The organism is Anaeromassilibacillus sp. Marseille-P3371 (assembly GCF_900169665.1).
GTDB lineage: Bacteria > Bacillota > Clostridia > Oscillospirales > Acutalibacteraceae > Anaeromassilibacillus.
In genome coordinates this window covers 1098162-1113859 of the sequence record NZ_LT835157.1, presented here as the reverse complement: position 1 = coordinate 1113859, position 15698 = coordinate 1098162, and the positions used below count along the sequence as shown (strand labels likewise).

Below are 15698 nucleotides of genomic sequence, written 5' to 3'. Positions count from 1 at the left end.
CCGCCGTACTTTCTGCCATCGCCTTTGTGCTCGCTTTTTTTGAATTTCCTGTTCCGCTGTCTCCAACCTTTGCGCGTATGGATTTGTCGGATTTGCCCGCACTGATCGGAGCTTTTGCATACGGTCCTGTATCGGGCATATTGATTGAATTTGTCAAAAACGCCTTGCAGCTGCTCACTTCCTCTACTGGTGGAATCGGTGAACTTGCGAATTTTATCATGGGAAGCAGTTTTGTGGTAACTGCCGGGCTTATCTATAAATTTCACAAAACAAAGAAAACGGCGATGCTTGCCTGCTTGATTGCCAGCATCATTATGGGAGTTGGAGCGGCCATTGTCAACTACTTTATTCTGCTTCCCGTATTTGAAGTATTTATGCCGCTCGACCAACTGATTGCTTCTTTTGGCGAGTTTATCCCATTCATCAAGACCAAATTGGATGTTGTACTGTTCAATGCATTCCCATTTAATTTGCTGAAAGGAATTGGGATCAGCATTGTCACCATGCCGCTTTACAAACGGCTTACCCCTACCTTAAAGGGCAGGCAGAAATAGGAGGTTCCTTATGCAGACAAAAGATTATTTGCAATACATCGTGGAGAAAATCCACTCCACCGTTTTTGCCACGACGGACAGCGAGGGACGACCAGTCACCTGCGCCATTGACATCATGGACTACGATGAAAACGGCCTTTACTTCCTGACTGCAAAGGGGAAGAATTTTTATAACCGTTTGAAATCCAATGAAAATATCGCATTTACCGCCATGAAGGGCGAAGATACCCTTTCCTGTGTGGCCGTGTCGGTGCAGGGTAAGGCAAAGGAAACCGGGCCGGACAGCCTGCCCGCCCTGTTCCGAAAAAATCCGTACATGGAAAAAATCTATCCCGATGTGCGCTCTCGCAGCGCCCTTACGGTTTTCAGAATTTACGAAGGGACGGGAGAATGGTTTGACCTTTCCAAACAGCCGATTGAACGCGCCAGTTTTTCCTTCGGTGGTGCGCAGACAGAGAAAACCGGCTACTTTGTGACAGACAAGTGTATTGGCTGTAAGCTGTGCTATTCCAAGTGCCCGCAGAAGTGCATTGATATTTCGGCAAAGCCCGCCATCATCCGGCAGGAACACTGTTTGCATTGCGGGAACTGCTATGAGATCTGCCCCGCAAGGGCGATTGAGCGGAGGTAAGACGGATGACACAGGACGAAAGATTGGATTATCTGCTCCGCTATCTGCTGGCGGAACGCAAAGAATATACAGAGATTCATGTGCCGGATACTCTCTCGGAAAAGCGGCGGCTTCTGCGCAGCCTGATGAATGCGCGCCCGCCTATCCCGGCAAGTGAGGATTTTCTGAATGTACAAGACGCTTACCTGCGGGAGCGTCTTGCCGAAAAGGGTGTTACAAAGCTGGCCGGTCTGGCGCCGGTACAACCTGGACTTTATCTCTGGCAGGGTGATATTACTACCCTTGCCGCTGATGCTATTGTGAATGCGGCAAATAGCCGGCTGCTGGGCTGCTTCGTCCCCTGTCACGGCTGCATCGACAACGCCATTCACACCTATGCGGGGGTACAGCTTCGTCTGGAATGTGCCCGTGTCATGGCGGGGCAGAAGAAAGAAGAACCCGCCGGCAGGGCAAAAATCACGAAAGCGTATAGCCTGCCATGCCGCTATGTACTGCACACCGTTGGCCCAATCATCTATGGAGTCGTAACAAAAAATGACCGGGAACTATTGGCAAGCTGCTACCGCACCTGTTTGGATCTGGCGGCGGAAAAAGGCCTACATAGCGTAGCCTTCTGCTGTATCTCCACTGGCGAGTTTCATTTCCCGGCTGACCTGGCCGCACAGCTCGCCATAAGGACAGTCAGGGAATGGCAGCAGAAAAATCCTGATAAAATCGAGGTGATTTTCAATGTTTTCAAGGATAACGACTATGAAATCTACAACCGACTGCTGCGATAATATTACGCGGCTCAAAGAGGAACTGGACACGGCGGACGCAGTGGTGATCGGAGCCGGTTCCGGGCTTTCCGCTTCCGCCGGGTTCACCTATACCGGCGAACGCTTCCGCCAGTATTTCGGGGATTTTATTGAGAAATACGGCTTCCATGATATGTATTCCGGCGGCTTCTATCCCTTTGACGGTCTGGAAGAACACTGGGCATATTGGAGTCGGTATATCTACATCAACCGGTATCTGGATGCCCCAAAGCCGGTTTACCATGACCTCTTGAAGCTAGTGCAGGGCAAAGAGTATTTTGTTCTGACCACCAATGTAGATCACTGTTTTCAGAAGGCCGGGTTTGATAAACACCGTCTGTTCTACACCCAGGGCGACTATGGCCTTTGGCAGTGTTCCAAGCCCTGCCACCAAAAGACCTATGACAACGAAGCTGTTGTTAGAAGAATGATGGCTGAACAAAAGGATATGAAAATTCCCAGTGAATTGGTGCCGCACTGTCCCCGTTGTGGTACACCTATGTCCATGAACCTGCGGGCGGACGATACCTTTGTGGAGGACGAGGGCTGGCACGCCGCCGCCCAGCGTTATACGGATTTTCTGCGCCGTCACGAGGAGCAACATATTCTCTTTCTGGAACTGGGCGTAGGCGGCAATACACCGGCCATTATCAAATATCCATTTTGGAGGATGACCTATCAAAATCCCAAGGCGGTTTACGCTTGCGTCAACCTGTCAGAAGCATACTGCCCGAAAGAAATCCAGAAGCGGGCGATTTGCATTGACGGGGATATTGGAAAACTTTTGTGTGAACTGTGCCTTAAACCCAATGCAGCCGCTAAAAGCCAGGTATTTCACACCTAAAAAAGATTTTTGGGCGAATATCATTGGAGATTGTGTGGGCGACATGCTTGCAGATGATTGGTGAGGTGCGTGTATGGAAGAAATCATTGTGGTACGGGCAGTTGATTCGGACGGCACTATTTTTCAGACGATTATGGCCGCATTGCACGATAAATCAGTCCAAACTGTAGAAGTATCCTCTTCCATACCATCCTTTGGCGATGTCGAACTTTATCCGGCATTTCGGCGTGTGCTAAAAGCCGGAAAAGAAATTCATTTGAACTATGGAGAATATTCCATGCTATATTGCCTTGTGAAACATTCAGGCAGAGTATTTACAAAAGATCAACTCTATGCCTCGGCTTGGGATTCAAAACGGTATTTCGGTTCCAATACAGTAGAAAACACAATCTGCCGTCTGCGAAAAAAGCTGGAGCCTGATCCACGGCATCCAATATACATTAAGAAGATAATTCAGGTTGAATACAAATTTGTGCCGCCGGAGAAAGTATAAAAATTGTCCATGAGCTGCATTGGGAGAACAAGAAAATCCGGGAGAGGAATAAAATCCTCTCCCGGATTTTTTTGTCATCTTGCGGTTAATACAACCGTCTGCAATACAATCTTTTCAACCATGCTCTTTAAGCTGTTCCAGTGGCGCGTGCGCTCCAGAATATCGCTTGTCACCGGCATGGGATCGTCAAGCAGAATCCATGGGATCAGACGCTCTACTTGTTCTGCGGCATCTCTTCGAACCCGGTGCATCATTTCCATGAGTGATTCATTCATTTTTTTAGTGCCATATAGCGATCCGGGTAATTGTCGCGCAGATAAGCGAGCGCCATCCTCCCATATCGCCCCAGCGGACGGTCATCTTCCGCACAGCTGGAATTTTAAATGTTTGGCAATAACATCCCATCCTGCTCATGGTAGGATAAGTTAAGATTCGGCTTTTGCATTTTTGTGTGCCTCCATTGATTTGGATTTTGTCACAAGTCCATGAAACCAATCTGACTCACACTCTATCAAAAGTCTTTCTTAACATCCTTATCCGTACGGGCCGAATGTTTGCCGGCGCTTGTTTTATCATTAATTCACGTGTACCGTATACAGAAAAACCATACGATAGCTTTTTAAAGTGTTCCAAAAATGCGGTCCCCTGCGTCTCCCAACCCGGGAACAATGTAACCAATCTCATTTAGATGGTCATCTACAGCAGCACAATAGATCTGAATGTCCGGATGCGCCTCGGTCAAAGCTTTTACCCCTTCTGGCGCCGCAATAATGCACATAAATTTGATACTCTTCGGATGGCTACGCTTAATGATGCTGATGGCGTCAATCGCAGAACCACCGGTCGCAAGCATGGGGTCCAAAACGATTACATCGCGCTCCGTAATGTCCTGCGGCAACTTGCTGTAGTACTCCACTGGCTGAAGAGTCTTGTGATCGCGATAGAGACCGATGTGCCCGACCTTTGCTGCTGGAACCATCTCCAATACGCCTTCTACCATGCCAAGACCCGCGCGCAAAATCGGTACAAAGGCCAATTTGCGGCCTGCAATTACCTTTGTAGTCGCCTCTCCCATCGGTGTCTCGATATGCACCTCCTGAAGAGGAAGATCGCGTGTCGCCTCATAGCACATTAACATCGCAATTTCGCCCACTAACTCACGAAACTCCTTCGAGCCCGTATTTTTATCACGCAGGTATGTGAGCTTGTGTTGAATCAACGGATGGTCCATGACAAAAACCTGATTTTCCATTTGTTTTCCCCCATTTTATATTCAGTGATGAATAACGTCCCAATCGAATCACAGCGCAGGCGGCACTGTATTTTCCCTATGTTTCTTTATAGCTCTCCGCGTTCCATTGCAGCAATCTGATCCACCCGTCTCTGGTGGCGCCCACCTTCAAACTCTGTTGATAAAAAGACTTTGACCAATTCGACCGCTTTCTGTTCGTCGATCACACGTCCTCCCATGCAGAGAACATTCGCGTTGTTATGGCGACGGGTCATCTCCACACAATAAGAATCAGAACATACCGCTGCACGGATTCCATCCACCTTATTTGCAGCAATACTCATCCCAATTCCTGTGCCACAACATAAAATTCCATATTCTCCTTCGCCCTTCACCACTCCATGCGCCACTTTTGAAGCGATGGGCACATAATCAATCGATTCCGTGTCAAACGTTCCAAAGTCTTTACATGCAATAGCATTCTGTTCCAAATATTTTTTGATTGCGTCCTTCAAACCGACGCCGCCGTGATCGGCTCCTAACAAAATCATGCAATTCCTTCTTTCTATATTCCATCAGGCCACTTTAACAGAAAACTGCGGCACTGGCACGCCCCCATCCGGGGTTGCATAGACATAAGTCTGGGTCCCCGTCGCATTTGCTGCGGCCGTTACTGCATAAATAGCATAATTACCGGATGTTTTTGCCAATTGAACGCCCACAGCTCCGTTTCCTGTACGAACATGGGGCAAGATCAAGGAACCTCCCCCATTATAAGTCAACTTAAAGTAATAGGTCTGTCCCGGGTGTAAAGTCAGCTGTCCACTTGTATCGCTCTGATAAAGCTCGCCTTTGACTGTCAATGGGAATTTTTTAGACGTTCCACTTTCGGTGATGATCTCAATATCCGTGCTTCCCTCCTGGAGACCTTCCAGCTGGAAATAATACGAACCATCCGTATCTGCCCGCAATAATTCGACCTCTGCAATCTTACTGTCCGCAGCACGCGCAACCACTACTTGGTTTGGAGACGCCTGTGCCTTAAAAACATACGTGGAACCCTTTCGACATGTATAAGCAGTGGTATCCACCGTTAAGGTTGTATTCGAACGATACTTCGTCTCCATTTGTGAAATGAACTGCTTCCAATCCATATTGTCCAAAATGGTGCTATAGGCGGGCGATGGAAGGTGCTTCCAGTTTTTATGCTGATTTTTGCTGTTTCCCGCCTTCATGTCGCTGGTCAATAACATGTCGGCTGAATATTGCCCCGGCCGATCCGGTGCGCTGTCATCCCATGTAACGTCCACATGATACCAAGCACCGTCCAGCTGGACTGCATTCCAGGCGTGGTTCATCGTATCGCTTTCTACAATTGCGCACGGAATTCCCAGCTGTTGCATCAGCAACTCAAATGCCAATGAGTATCCTTGGCAAACGGCTTTACGTTTTACCAATGCACCATATGCAGTATAGGAATCCCTTGGAATCGTGTCCTGTTGATAATTTTCGTAATCGTAAGCGCAGGTCAGCGCCAAATAATTATGAATCTGTACAACCTTTTCTGTTGCCGTCATAGTGGGATCAATACACGAAAGCGCCGCCTGCATGGACTGTGTTAATTCCTCCCGCATACTTTGTACGGTCGCTTTATCGTACGTATTTCGTGGAATCATATCCACAACGATTCCATTCTTGTTGGCGTGGTACGTACAGCCTTCCACATAAAATAACCACGGGTCCTCACGCAAAATGGCATCATACAAGTTGGAAAACTGCTGTTCTGTGATCTGGTACTGGACCAATTGGATGCTCTCACTCATGTTGGTTAAACCTTTATGAATAGCCTCCTTGGCCTGCTCCAAGTTGCTTTCCGGCTCCTGTTGGACAGTCGAAACCGCGGCAGCATTCGACCCAACCTCTGCTGCAAAAGCAGAAGGCCCCCAACTGGACGTCAGCAGAAGCACAGCTAAAAGTGTGCTGACAAGTCGTTTCCTCTTCATCTTGATTCCCTTTCCGGCTACATTTGAGCAGCCTGCCGTTTTTTCAGTTCTCGTTCCGCCTGCGGCATACGCAGGTAGACCGGGGCTAAAGCCGCAGCAGTCAGGGTCTCTCCTCTTTTATATAACCCCTCTGCAACCTCCGCAACCCCCCAAGCGGTTTGGTACAAAAGGGACTCTGGCGGTAATTGAGCGCCAAGAACTCGTAATCGTTCATTATTATAGCACAATTTTGCGCCATCACCAACTAAAAACAATGATTTTTGTCTCTCCAACTGTTCCAGTTCTGCTACAAGATCCACGATGGCAAGTGCACGGTCCTCCGTTATCCGCGTGATGGTTCCCTCTTGTGCCCGGAATAAAGCATTATATACCTGCCCACAGCGGGCATCCATCACCGCACAGATCCAGCCATCCATATGCGCTAAATTGTGCGCCATGGCTTCCAACGTGGAAACACCCACACAGGGCTTTCTCTGGGCCATTGCAAGCCCCTTAACACTTGCTACGCCAATTCGTACGCCAGTAAACGACCCTGGTCCAGCTGAAACAGCAAACAAATCGATGCTATCCAACGGTATACGGGCACAATCTAACACCCCACCAATCATTGGCATCAAAGTCTGACTATGGGTCAAACGCGTATTGGTAAAAAATTCCCCCAACCGTTTGCCGTCCTCCCAAATAGCGGCAGATGCAGCACCGGCTGAAGAGTCTATTGCAAGGATTCTCAAAGAATCATCCCCTCCATGTTCAATCCATCGATCTGGAAAATCCGCTCGTCCTCTGTCGCGCCGCGTGAAATTTCTATACGCACAGCGTTCTCGGGTAAAGCATTTTCAATATTCTCACTCCACTCAATCACCAACACGCCGCCACAATTTAGATAATCAAAGAAGCCCGTGGAATAGAGATCATCCCAACCATCCACACGGAACATGTCAAAGTGAAAGATGGGCATAAGCCCATGATATTCATGAACCAACGCGAAGGTAGGGCTGGAAACACCGTCCTCCACACCGAGTCCTCGCGCCAGCCCCCGTGTAAAGGCAGTCTTTCCCATTCCCATGCCGCCAAACAGCGCCAGTACTTCTCCTCCAGAAAGTTGCTGAGCGATTTTTTCTCCCAACACTTCTGTTTCCCTCGGAGAATGGGTTACGTAGGTCAAATTTCTCACCTCAGAACAAGCCAGATATTTTTCCGCAAGCGTCCACATCAATTCGTTCTGCCGCCGGTTCTTTCGGCAAACCAGGCATAGTCATGATGTCTCCCGCGTAGGCCACTACAAATCCTGCGCCATTGGAAAGCCGCAGGTCTCGAATTGTAATCTGAAACCCTGTGGGGCGTCCCAACAAGGCTGCATTATCCGAAAGAGAATACTGTGTCTTGGCAATGCATACCGGCATCGAATCGCCGCCGAGAGCTGCAATTTCTTTGAGCGCCTTCTCTGCCTGCGCGGTATAGGTCACGCCATCCGCACCGTAGATTTCCTTCGCAATGACCGCGATCTTTTCGCGCACAGGCAAATCGCTTGCATAGACCGGCTGAAATGCAGAGGGCTGTTCTGCAGCCATACACACCTTGCGGGCTAAATCCATGCCGCCCTCTCCGCCTTTGGCAAATACCTCGCTGAGTGCGAATTCCGCACCGTTTTCTTTACAATACTGTTCAATATACGAAAGCTCGGCATCCGTATCCGTTCCAAAGCGATTGATTGCCACCACCACAGGGATGCCATACTTACGCATATTCTGGATATGTGCTCCCAGGTTGACAATTCCTCTTTTCAAAGCTTCCATATTTTCGTTTCCTGTCTCTGCCTTTGGAACTCCGCCATTGTATTTCAGTGCGCGAGCGGTTGCGACAATCACTACTGCGTTGGGCTTCAATCCTGCTAAACGGCATTTTATGTCAAAGAATTTCTCTGCACCCAAGTCGGAACCAAATCCTGCTTCTGTGATGCAGTAATCCGCCAATTTCAGCGCCAAACGGGTAGCGCGTACAGAATTGCAGCCATGCGCGATATTCGCAAATGGACCGCCGTGCATAATAACTGGCGTTCCTTCCAACGTCTGAACCAGATTCGGTTGGATCGCCTCGCGCAACAGCGCTGCCATCGCCCCCTCTGCTTTCAAATCTTTTGCATAGACAGGTTCCCCGTCCAGATTATACGCAATTAAAATTTTCCCCAAGCGTTCCTTGAGGTCACGGCTATCCGATGCCAAGCACAGAATTGCCATTACCTCGCTGGCCACCGTGATGATGAATCCATCCTCACGCGGAATTCCATTGAGCTTTCCTCCAAGCCCTACCACTACATTTCGCAGTGCGCGGTCGTTCATATCCAGACAACGCTTGATGAGTATACGGCGCTGGTCAATGCGCAGAACATTTCCCTGCTGCAAATGATTGTCGAGCATAGCACAAAGCAAATTATTGGCCGAAGTCAAAGCGTGCATGTCACCTGTAAAATGGAGGTTGATGTCCTCCATCGGTACCACTTGTGCATAGCCGCCACCTGCTGCTCCACCCTTTATTCCAAATACTGGCCCAAGGGACGGTTCTCGCAGGGCGATGATTGCTTTTTTGCCGATTTTCGCCATGGCCTCTCCAAGACCTGCTGTTGTAGTGGTTTTGCCTTCCCCTGCTGGGGTTGGATTGATTGCTGTCACCAGGATCAATTTGCCATCCTTCTGATCCTTCAGGCGATTATACAGAGAATCGTTCAATTTTGCCTTATATCTTCCATAAGGCTCCAGCTCCTCTTCGCCAATACCAAGAGAAGCGGCGATCTCTGCGATGGGTCTCATCTCTGTCTGCTGGGCAATCTCGATATCCGTCAGCATTCCCATTCTCCTTTTCAAAACGGCGCGGTATCTCTTCCGGCCAACCGCGCTCCAAATCATAGAATTATCAAAATTATACCACAAGAGGGCAAAGTAGAAAAGGGATAAACCAATCCGTTTTGTAGATCGTCGTCCATTTCGAAATCGTAGGGAATGTGTTATAATAACCTCACGCCGTAACCGGAAGCCGGCTTCGCCAGAGCTCGCCTCCTTCCGACGGCTGAGAGAACATTGAAACATCCGGCTTTGTGATTTTGCAAATTTTCTATTAGTGCCTTTCCATTCTTCAAGCTTGGATGTTTTAGATAACCTCACGCCGTGACCAGAGCCGGTTCCGCTAAAGCTCGCCTCCTTCCGACGGCTGAGAGAACATTGAAACATCCGGCTTTGTGATTTTGCAAATTTTCTATTAGTGCCTTTCCATTCTTCAAGCTTGGATGTTTTAGATAATCTCACGCCGTGACCAGAGCCGGTTCCGCTAAAGCTCGCCTCCTTCCGACGGCTGAGAGAGCATTGAAACATCCGGCTTTGTGATTTCGTAAATTTTCTATTAGTGCCTTTCCATTCTTCAAGCTTGGATGTTTTAGATAATCTCACGCCGTGACCAGAGCCGGTTCCGCTAAAGCTCGCCTCCTTCCGACGGCTGAGTGAGCATTGAAACATCCGGCTTTGTGATTTCGCAAATTTTCTATTAGTACCTTTCCTTTCTTCAAACTCGGATGTTTTAGATAGCCTCACTCCGTAACCGGAAGCCGGCTTCGCCAGAGCTCGCCCTCTTCCGACGGCTGAGAGAGCATTGAAACATCCGGCTTTGTGATTTCGCAAATTTTCTATTAGTACCTTTCCTTTCTTCAAGCTTGGATGTTTTAGATAACCTCACGCGTAACCGGAAGCCGGTTTCGCCAGAGCTTACCTCCTTGAACAATTTGGCCTAAAGCGGCTAAACAGGAAACGTGGTTCTTTATTTCATAAAAAGAGCTACATCGTCCTTTGTCAAACAATCAATAAACCGGAAAAGGGGTTTTAATATGTGGATTCTGGAACAATATCGAAAAGCTGGATGTTTCTTTCGTGAAAAACTATGCAAACTGTTTCTCGTCCTCTGTATTTCATTTGTTGGGTTGAGTGTTCTGTCCGGCATTGCTTTAGCTACTTATCCAGATATTTTACACGAATTCATCCAGCAGATTGTTACTGGATTTGAGGAAAAAGGTCTCTTTGAGGAAGGTGGCATCTCATTTTTTCACCTGTTTTTTAACAATGTCACTGCGTCTGCCACTTCAACGATTCTGGGTGGCATTCCCTTTTTCTTTCTGACAGTGTTGCCAGTCCTTGCAAATGCACTGGTACTCGGAGCGATGGGTGCCCTTTATCAAACGTATGGGATCGGCCTCGAAGTATTCTTCGTTGGGATTCTACCACATGGAATTTTAGAACTTCCCGCTCTACTGGTGTCGTTTGCTCTTGGTCTGTATTTGTGTTGGGTGCTCACGGCCAAAATTTGTGGACAGCGGGAACGCTCTTTTTTCCAAGCGCTTAATCAGTCAGCACGTTTTTATGTGCTGATCGTTCTTCCTCTTCTTTTCGTGGCCGCTGTCATTGAAACCTATGTGACCCCTGCGTTGATGCAGATATGCTTCGGGGCTTAGCAAGTATCCCAATATCTCGATCATCTTTTAAGATTTCCTTAAGAAATCAATTTGGTTTTTTGTAAGGAGTTTCTCCTATCATAAAAATACGGACAAAACTTTGGGTAAAAAGGATTTGAGACTATGAACGAAGGTAGTATTCTGGTGGTGGACGACGATCATGAGATCGTTCGATCGATTGCAATTCATTTGGAAAGAGAAGGATATTCCGTTTTGTGTGCCTACAATGGCCTGGAAGCATTGGATACCGTGATGAGCCAACAAGTCGGTCTGATCATCATCGATGTGATGATGCCAAAAATGGATGGCTTATCCGCCATTATGAAAATTCGCGAGAAGCGTAATCTTCCAATCATTGTGCTCTCGGCCAAAAGTGAAGACACCGACAAAATCCTAGGCCTCTCCATGGGAGCAGATGATTACGTAACAAAACCTTTCAATCCTATGGAATTGGTGGCGCGCGTGCGTTCCCAGCTGCGCCGGTATACCAGCTTAGGTGACATTCATGCACAGCAAGGAAATCATATGATTGTAAATGGCCGTTTAAGCTATAATACCGAGGAGCATAGCTTGGCCGCAGATGGAGAACCAGTCAAATTAACTGCAACGGAGACAAAGATCATCGATCTTTTGATGCGGAACATCGGCCGTATTTTTCCAGCAGAAGAAATCTATCGTCGGGTTTGGAATGAACCTGCATTCTCCGCTGAGAATACGGTGATGGTTCATATTCGCCGCATTCGTGAAAAAATCGAACTCAACCCAAAGGAGCCCGAATATCTAAAGGTGGTATGGGGAATTGGATACAAAATTGAAAAAAAGTAAAGCAATTGTCAGCCTTGTCAGCTTTTTCCTCAGCATAGGCATTTTAATCGCCACCGCCATTTTTGGCATATCATTTCTGGTTAATTACGATTATGCCATGCAGTACATCGACGACTTGTATCAAGAAGATTATCAGGAAACCAATGCATTCCGTTCCGAGCTCTCTCGGACCCTCAATTATATTTTGCGTTCGATGAACGCCTATTCAAGTACTTCTACAGGGGCCGTTTGGGAAGGAGACGACCTTGCTAGCCCCTACGAAGACTACATCTATTACCTTTCTGAGGATAACAATTCATTTGGATTGGATAACGATACAGCAAGAAACCTTCTATATCAGGCGGGAACTTCTTCGGATACGGACATGTACACCAACGATACGGAGCACAGAAACCTTTATCGAGGCACTCTCCCCGATGGATACAATTTTCGCCTGATCTTTGATGGGAAAACCGTTTCTATCGAAAAAGATGGGAAAACAATCGACGTCTATGGGGACGGTTTTTACCGCAGTAACGCAGGGATGTGGAATGTACCGGGTTATGAAAACATGGCATCTAATTCTGCGTATGAAGACCTGCGTGTCTGTTTAGTGGCACGGAAAGTCCCTGTCGAACCGGTAAATGGATATAGTGCACTCTATGATATTACGCAGCGAGGTGCAGAAACGCTTTTGTTCCTCCGGGTCTGGGGTTGTATTGTCATCCTCTCCGTCATTCTATTGGTGTTTGCGTTCCTTTGGAGAAAGGAACGGCGGGAGTTGAGCCGCCGGATCGCCGCAAGAACGGCTAAAATGTATTTTGAATGGAAATTCGTCTTTGTGATTCTGGTCATTATACTAACCACAGGATTTACCAGCAGCAGCATCCCTTCGAATGTGATCTTTTTCCTTTTATCGTTACCTGGATACTACGTGATTGCAGTCGATTTGCGCTATAATCGTGGGAGTTGGCGGCATAATGTCATCAATACCATGTTGCACCGCCATGCCAAGCATCGTAGCGAACTTGAACAGAAACTCCCTTTAGAGCGTCGTCTACTGGAACGTTGGGACGACTTTATGAAATGTGAAGCGGTTACCTTTGGCATTGGACTCTTTCTCAGTATCATTACGGTCGGTCTACTGGCTCCGATCACCATCGCATTAATGGTATATTTCGCCTATCGCTATGGCAAGCAACACCGGCAGCTTGCTCAGGATTTAGGACGTCTGACCACACAAATCACGGCCGTACAGCAGGGCGGAAATACAGCGCCTCTTTTATTGCCGCAGGATTCCGATCTGCGGGAAGCTGCACATTCCCTAAATGACATTGAACAAGGCATTAGCACAGCTGTGGAAGAGCGAGTCAAAAGCGAGCGAATGAAGGTGGAACTCATTACCAATGTGTCCCACGACATCAAGACGCCGCTCACCTCTATCATCAGTTATGTGGACCTTCTCGAGCAGGAGGATGGCCTTCCTGACCATGTGAAGGATTACATCAAGATTTTGGATGAGAAATCCCTACGATTGAAAAATATGATTCAGGATATTTTTGATGTCAGTAAAGCGGCCAGTGGAAATATGGACCTCCAGATGGAACCTCTCGATCTCGGAAAACTGGTTCGCCAAACACTCGCCGATATGGACGAAGCAATTGTCTCTTCTCAACTTCTCTTCCGTGTGGATATTCCAGAACAACCGGTTACCATTACAGCGGATGGCAGACGGCTTTATCGGGTATTTCAAAACTTGGTTACCAATGCTTTGCGCTATTCGCTTGAAGGGACGCGCGTCTTTGTCACATTGACAGAAGAAACGGGTGCTGCTTGTGTCACGTTGAAGAATATCTCTCGATATGAGCTCGATCCAACGGTAGATATTACCGAACGTTTTGTTCGTGGAGATTCTGCACGTTCAACGGTTGGAAGTGGACTTGGCCTTTCCATTGCCAAAAGTTTTACAGAAGCTTGTGGTGGCGAATTCTCTGTTCAGATCGATGCGGATCTCTTCACTGCCCGTGTCCAGTTCCCCCTTTCATAATTGCTCAAATATATTGGCCGGAGCCTAAGTATTGGGCTCCGTGCCAATTTTTGTTTTTCAATCTTTCTGTTTTTCTGTAACGATTTGTTTATTGTGGATTCAAAATTGCTATGCTATAATAGACGCACAGCATCTTGAAGTTGGCAATTGTTTCGTAGGATTCGCGGCCGTGCCGCGATTTCTTTATATCTAGGATTTTTGATGCTCACCTCTGTTTCGGGAAGTGGGCTGTAAAATATAAGGGGTACACACATGGAACGATTGGGAAAATCCTTTTTAGATTATTTTAAGAGGGCGGACAAGTTCCTTTGGCTGGTCATGATTGCAATCTCCGCCTATAGTCTGTTGCTTTTAAAGACCGTACCTTCTCCAGCCGGAAGGCGCTCTTACTTTGCTACTCAATTGATGGCCATTGCAATCGGATACCTTGGCGCCTGGCTCATCACTTTAATCGATTACCGGGATATGTCCAATCTTTGGTATCTCATTGCAGGATTTTGCATCTTCTTGTTGATATATACCCACTTTTTTGGCATTGCCGTGCAAAATTCCGGTGGTATCAATGCACGCGCTTGGATCAGCATCCCCGGGTTAGGGACTTTCCAGCCATCCGAGCTGGTTAAGATCGGCTTTATTCTCACGTTTTCAAAACATCTCTCTGTCTTAAAAGAACGTGGATTATTGGAACGTCCTCTCCAGGTCGTCCTTTTGGGTGTTCATGCTCTAATCCCCGTTGCTGTAATGTTTCAGCTACAGGGAGACGCCGGATCTGCTGCAATTTTCTTCTGCATGTTCCTCGCTATGAGTTTTGGTGCCGGCGTACAGCTTCGTTACTTTGTCGGGCTGTTCGCTGCAATTGGAGCAGCTTTTCCCTTGGTGTGGAAATATCTTTTGGACGATTATCAAAAAGACCGTTTCACGATCTTTTTACATCCAGAGAGCGACCCTACAGGCAAAGGATTGCAGCAATTACAAGGGAAAATCTCTATAGGAAGCGGCCAGCTGTGGGGGCGTGGACTTTTTTCTCCGGACTCTCGCGTCCAAAAGGGCAGCGTGCCGGTTCAACAAAGCGACTACATCTTTTCTGTCGCAGGCGAACAGCTCGGTTTTATCGGCTGCATGCTGATTATTTTGCTTCTTTTCCTTCTATTGGTGCGCACTATTTATATTGCACGTCATGCAACAGAACCGCTCGGAAGTTGCATTTGTTTTGGCTTTTTCGGGATGATTGCTTCCCAAATGGCTTTTAATCTTGGCATGTGTCTCAATCTGTTTCCTGTGATGGGTGTCACCCTTCCCTTTTTCAGTGCCGGTGGTTCTTCTGCCGCTTGTCTCTATTTTGGTTTTGGACTCGTACAGTGTGTTGCCATGCACAAGATCAATATGGATATTGTCAAAATACACATGTGATCCTTTCCATCAGCTTTGTTCCATAACTTATATAAAAACAGAACCCTGGCCAGCTTTTGAACAGGTCCCGTAAAAACGGAGAATAGACAAAAAGCCCCCTGATGTAGGAAAATGAAAGTACTACATCAGGGGGTATTATCATATCAAAAAAGAAATGGACAAACATCAAAATTCTCGGGGCAGAGATCAACGCAATGCGCGAAGCAAGGAAATCCAGACAAGAAATAGCGGACTATTTCGGCCTTGATAAAGTTCAAATTAAGAACGGGGTTCATCGATACAACAAAGAGGTAAAACGTACGTCATTCGGAATTGCGCCACGCCCAAAGGGGCGTCCGCGCAAAGACGGGCAACCACCTCGGCAGAACGAAAAGAGCGAACTGGAACGGCTT

The 15698-nt window shown here is 47.5% G+C and carries 16 protein-coding genes and 1 pseudogene; 10 read left to right on the top strand and 7 right to left on the bottom strand.

The features are described 5' to 3' along the window. The 5 genes from B9Y59_RS03690 to B9Y59_RS03670 form a co-directional block, all read left to right on the top strand. Positions 1–554, top strand: a 554-nt coding sequence (locus B9Y59_RS03690) for an ECF transporter S component (protein WP_085531855.1), incomplete at its 5' end; no start/stop codon positions are given. Positions 555–564: 10 nt separating this feature from the next. Further along, complete coding sequence (locus B9Y59_RS03685; protein ID WP_085531853.1) at positions 565–1185, top strand: 4Fe-4S binding protein; 621 nt, start codon at positions 565–567, stop codon at positions 1183–1185. Between the two features lie 5 nt (positions 1186–1190). Then, positions 1191–1964, top strand: a complete 774-nt coding sequence (locus B9Y59_RS03680; RefSeq protein ID WP_085531851.1) for a protein-ADP-ribose hydrolase — start codon at positions 1191–1193, stop codon at positions 1962–1964. Next, the gene (locus B9Y59_RS03675; protein WP_143255226.1) at positions 1936–2826 is read left to right on the top strand and encodes an SIR2 family NAD-dependent protein deacylase; all 891 of its coding nucleotides are present in this window, start codon (positions 1936–1938) and stop codon (positions 2824–2826) included. The genes B9Y59_RS03680 and B9Y59_RS03675 overlap by 29 nt, the downstream gene beginning before the upstream one ends. 73 nt (positions 2827–2899) lie before the next feature. Further along, the gene (locus tag B9Y59_RS03670) at positions 2900–3319 is read left to right on the top strand and encodes a winged helix-turn-helix domain-containing protein (protein WP_085531846.1); all 420 of its coding nucleotides are present in this window, start codon (positions 2900–2902) and stop codon (positions 3317–3319) included. Between the two features lie 74 nt (positions 3320–3393). Here the strand turns inward: B9Y59_RS03670 and B9Y59_RS16135 are convergent, their stop codons facing one another. The 7 genes from B9Y59_RS16135 to B9Y59_RS03635 all read right to left on the bottom strand — a co-directional run bounded on the left by B9Y59_RS16135 (position 3394) and on the right by B9Y59_RS03635 (position 9396). Further along, a complete protein-coding gene (locus tag B9Y59_RS16135; RefSeq protein ID WP_242967241.1) occupies positions 3394–3594 on the bottom strand; it encodes a hypothetical protein in 201 nt (66 codons plus the stop codon). 344 nt (positions 3595–3938) lie between these two features. Further along, entirely contained in the window at positions 3939–4571 is a 633-nt protein-coding gene (upp, locus tag B9Y59_RS03660; protein ID WP_054323702.1) for a uracil phosphoribosyltransferase, read from the bottom strand. Between the two features lie 86 nt (positions 4572–4657). Next, the gene (gene rpiB, locus B9Y59_RS03655) at positions 4658–5101 is read right to left on the bottom strand and encodes a ribose 5-phosphate isomerase B (RefSeq protein WP_085531844.1); all 444 of its coding nucleotides are present in this window, start codon (positions 5099–5101) and stop codon (positions 4658–4660) included. A 24-nt stretch (positions 5102–5125) separates the two neighbouring features. Further along, positions 5126–6553, bottom strand: a complete 1428-nt coding sequence (locus tag B9Y59_RS03650) for a transglutaminase domain-containing protein (RefSeq protein ID WP_082402144.1) — start codon at positions 6551–6553, stop codon at positions 5126–5128. A 17-nt stretch (positions 6554–6570) separates the two neighbouring features. Continuing rightward, positions 6571–7284, bottom strand: a complete 714-nt coding sequence (gene tsaB, locus B9Y59_RS03645; RefSeq protein WP_085531842.1) for a tRNA (adenosine(37)-N6)-threonylcarbamoyltransferase complex dimerization subunit type 1 TsaB — start codon at positions 7282–7284, stop codon at positions 6571–6573. Beyond that, a complete protein-coding gene (tsaE, locus tag B9Y59_RS03640; protein WP_143255225.1) occupies positions 7281–7718 on the bottom strand; it encodes a tRNA (adenosine(37)-N6)-threonylcarbamoyltransferase complex ATPase subunit type 1 TsaE in 438 nt (145 codons plus the stop codon). The genes tsaB and tsaE overlap by 4 nt, the downstream gene beginning before the upstream one ends. A gap of 10 nt (positions 7719–7728) precedes the next feature. Beyond that, the gene (locus B9Y59_RS03635; RefSeq protein ID WP_085531840.1) at positions 7729–9396 is read right to left on the bottom strand and encodes a formate--tetrahydrofolate ligase; all 1668 of its coding nucleotides are present in this window, start codon (positions 9394–9396) and stop codon (positions 7729–7731) included. Between the two features lie 1028 nt (positions 9397–10424). Between B9Y59_RS03635 and B9Y59_RS03630 the strand changes: the two genes are divergently transcribed. The 5 genes and pseudogenes from B9Y59_RS03630 to B9Y59_RS16050 all read left to right on the top strand — a co-directional run. After that, the gene (locus tag B9Y59_RS03630) at positions 10425–11045 is read left to right on the top strand and encodes a stage II sporulation protein M (protein ID WP_085531838.1); all 621 of its coding nucleotides are present in this window, start codon (positions 10425–10427) and stop codon (positions 11043–11045) included. A gap of 123 nt (positions 11046–11168) precedes the next feature. Then, positions 11169–11870: a response regulator transcription factor gene (locus B9Y59_RS03625; RefSeq protein WP_054323708.1), complete on the top strand. Its 702-nt coding sequence runs from the start codon at positions 11169–11171 to the stop codon at positions 11868–11870. Further along, the gene (locus B9Y59_RS03620) at positions 11845–13896 is read left to right on the top strand and encodes a sensor histidine kinase (RefSeq protein WP_085531836.1); all 2052 of its coding nucleotides are present in this window, start codon (positions 11845–11847) and stop codon (positions 13894–13896) included. The genes B9Y59_RS03625 and B9Y59_RS03620 overlap by 26 nt, the downstream gene beginning before the upstream one ends. A gap of 252 nt (positions 13897–14148) precedes the next feature. Further along, complete coding sequence (locus B9Y59_RS03615; RefSeq protein WP_054323710.1) at positions 14149–15306, top strand: FtsW/RodA/SpoVE family cell cycle protein; 1158 nt, start codon at positions 14149–14151, stop codon at positions 15304–15306. Between the two features lie 194 nt (positions 15307–15500). After that, positions 15501–15698 (top strand): annotated as a pseudogene (locus tag B9Y59_RS16050) (hypothetical protein); the annotation flags it as partial.

Coding starts and splice junctions, on each gene's coding strand:
- B9Y59_RS03685 (WP_085531853.1), top strand. CDS start 565: ATGCAGACAAAAGATTATTTGCAATACATCGTGGAGAAAATCCACTCC.
- B9Y59_RS03680 (WP_085531851.1), top strand. CDS start 1,191: ATGACACAGGACGAAAGATTGGATTATCTGCTCCGCTATCTGCTGGCG.
- B9Y59_RS03675 (WP_143255226.1), top strand. CDS start 1,936: ATGAAATCTACAACCGACTGCTGCGATAATATTACGCGGCTCAAAGAG.
- B9Y59_RS03670 (WP_085531846.1), top strand. CDS start 2,900: ATGGAAGAAATCATTGTGGTACGGGCAGTTGATTCGGACGGCACTATT.
- B9Y59_RS16135 (WP_242967241.1), bottom strand. CDS start 3,594: ATGAATGAATCACTCATGGAAATGATGCACCGGGTTCGAAGAGATGCC.
- upp (WP_054323702.1), bottom strand. CDS start 4,571: ATGGAAAATCAGGTTTTTGTCATGGACCATCCGTTGATTCAACACAAG.
- rpiB (WP_085531844.1), bottom strand. CDS start 5,101: ATGATTTTGTTAGGAGCCGATCACGGCGGCGTCGGTTTGAAGGACGCA.
- B9Y59_RS03650 (WP_082402144.1), bottom strand. CDS start 6,553: ATGAAGAGGAAACGACTTGTCAGCACACTTTTAGCTGTGCTTCTGCTG.
- B9Y59_RS03635 (WP_085531840.1), bottom strand. CDS start 9,396: ATGCTGACGGATATCGAGATTGCCCAGCAGACAGAGATGAGACCCATC.
- B9Y59_RS03630 (WP_085531838.1), top strand. CDS start 10,425: ATGTGGATTCTGGAACAATATCGAAAAGCTGGATGTTTCTTTCGTGAA.
- B9Y59_RS03625 (WP_054323708.1), top strand. CDS start 11,169: ATGAACGAAGGTAGTATTCTGGTGGTGGACGACGATCATGAGATCGTT.
- B9Y59_RS03615 (WP_054323710.1), top strand. CDS start 14,149: ATGGAACGATTGGGAAAATCCTTTTTAGATTATTTTAAGAGGGCGGAC.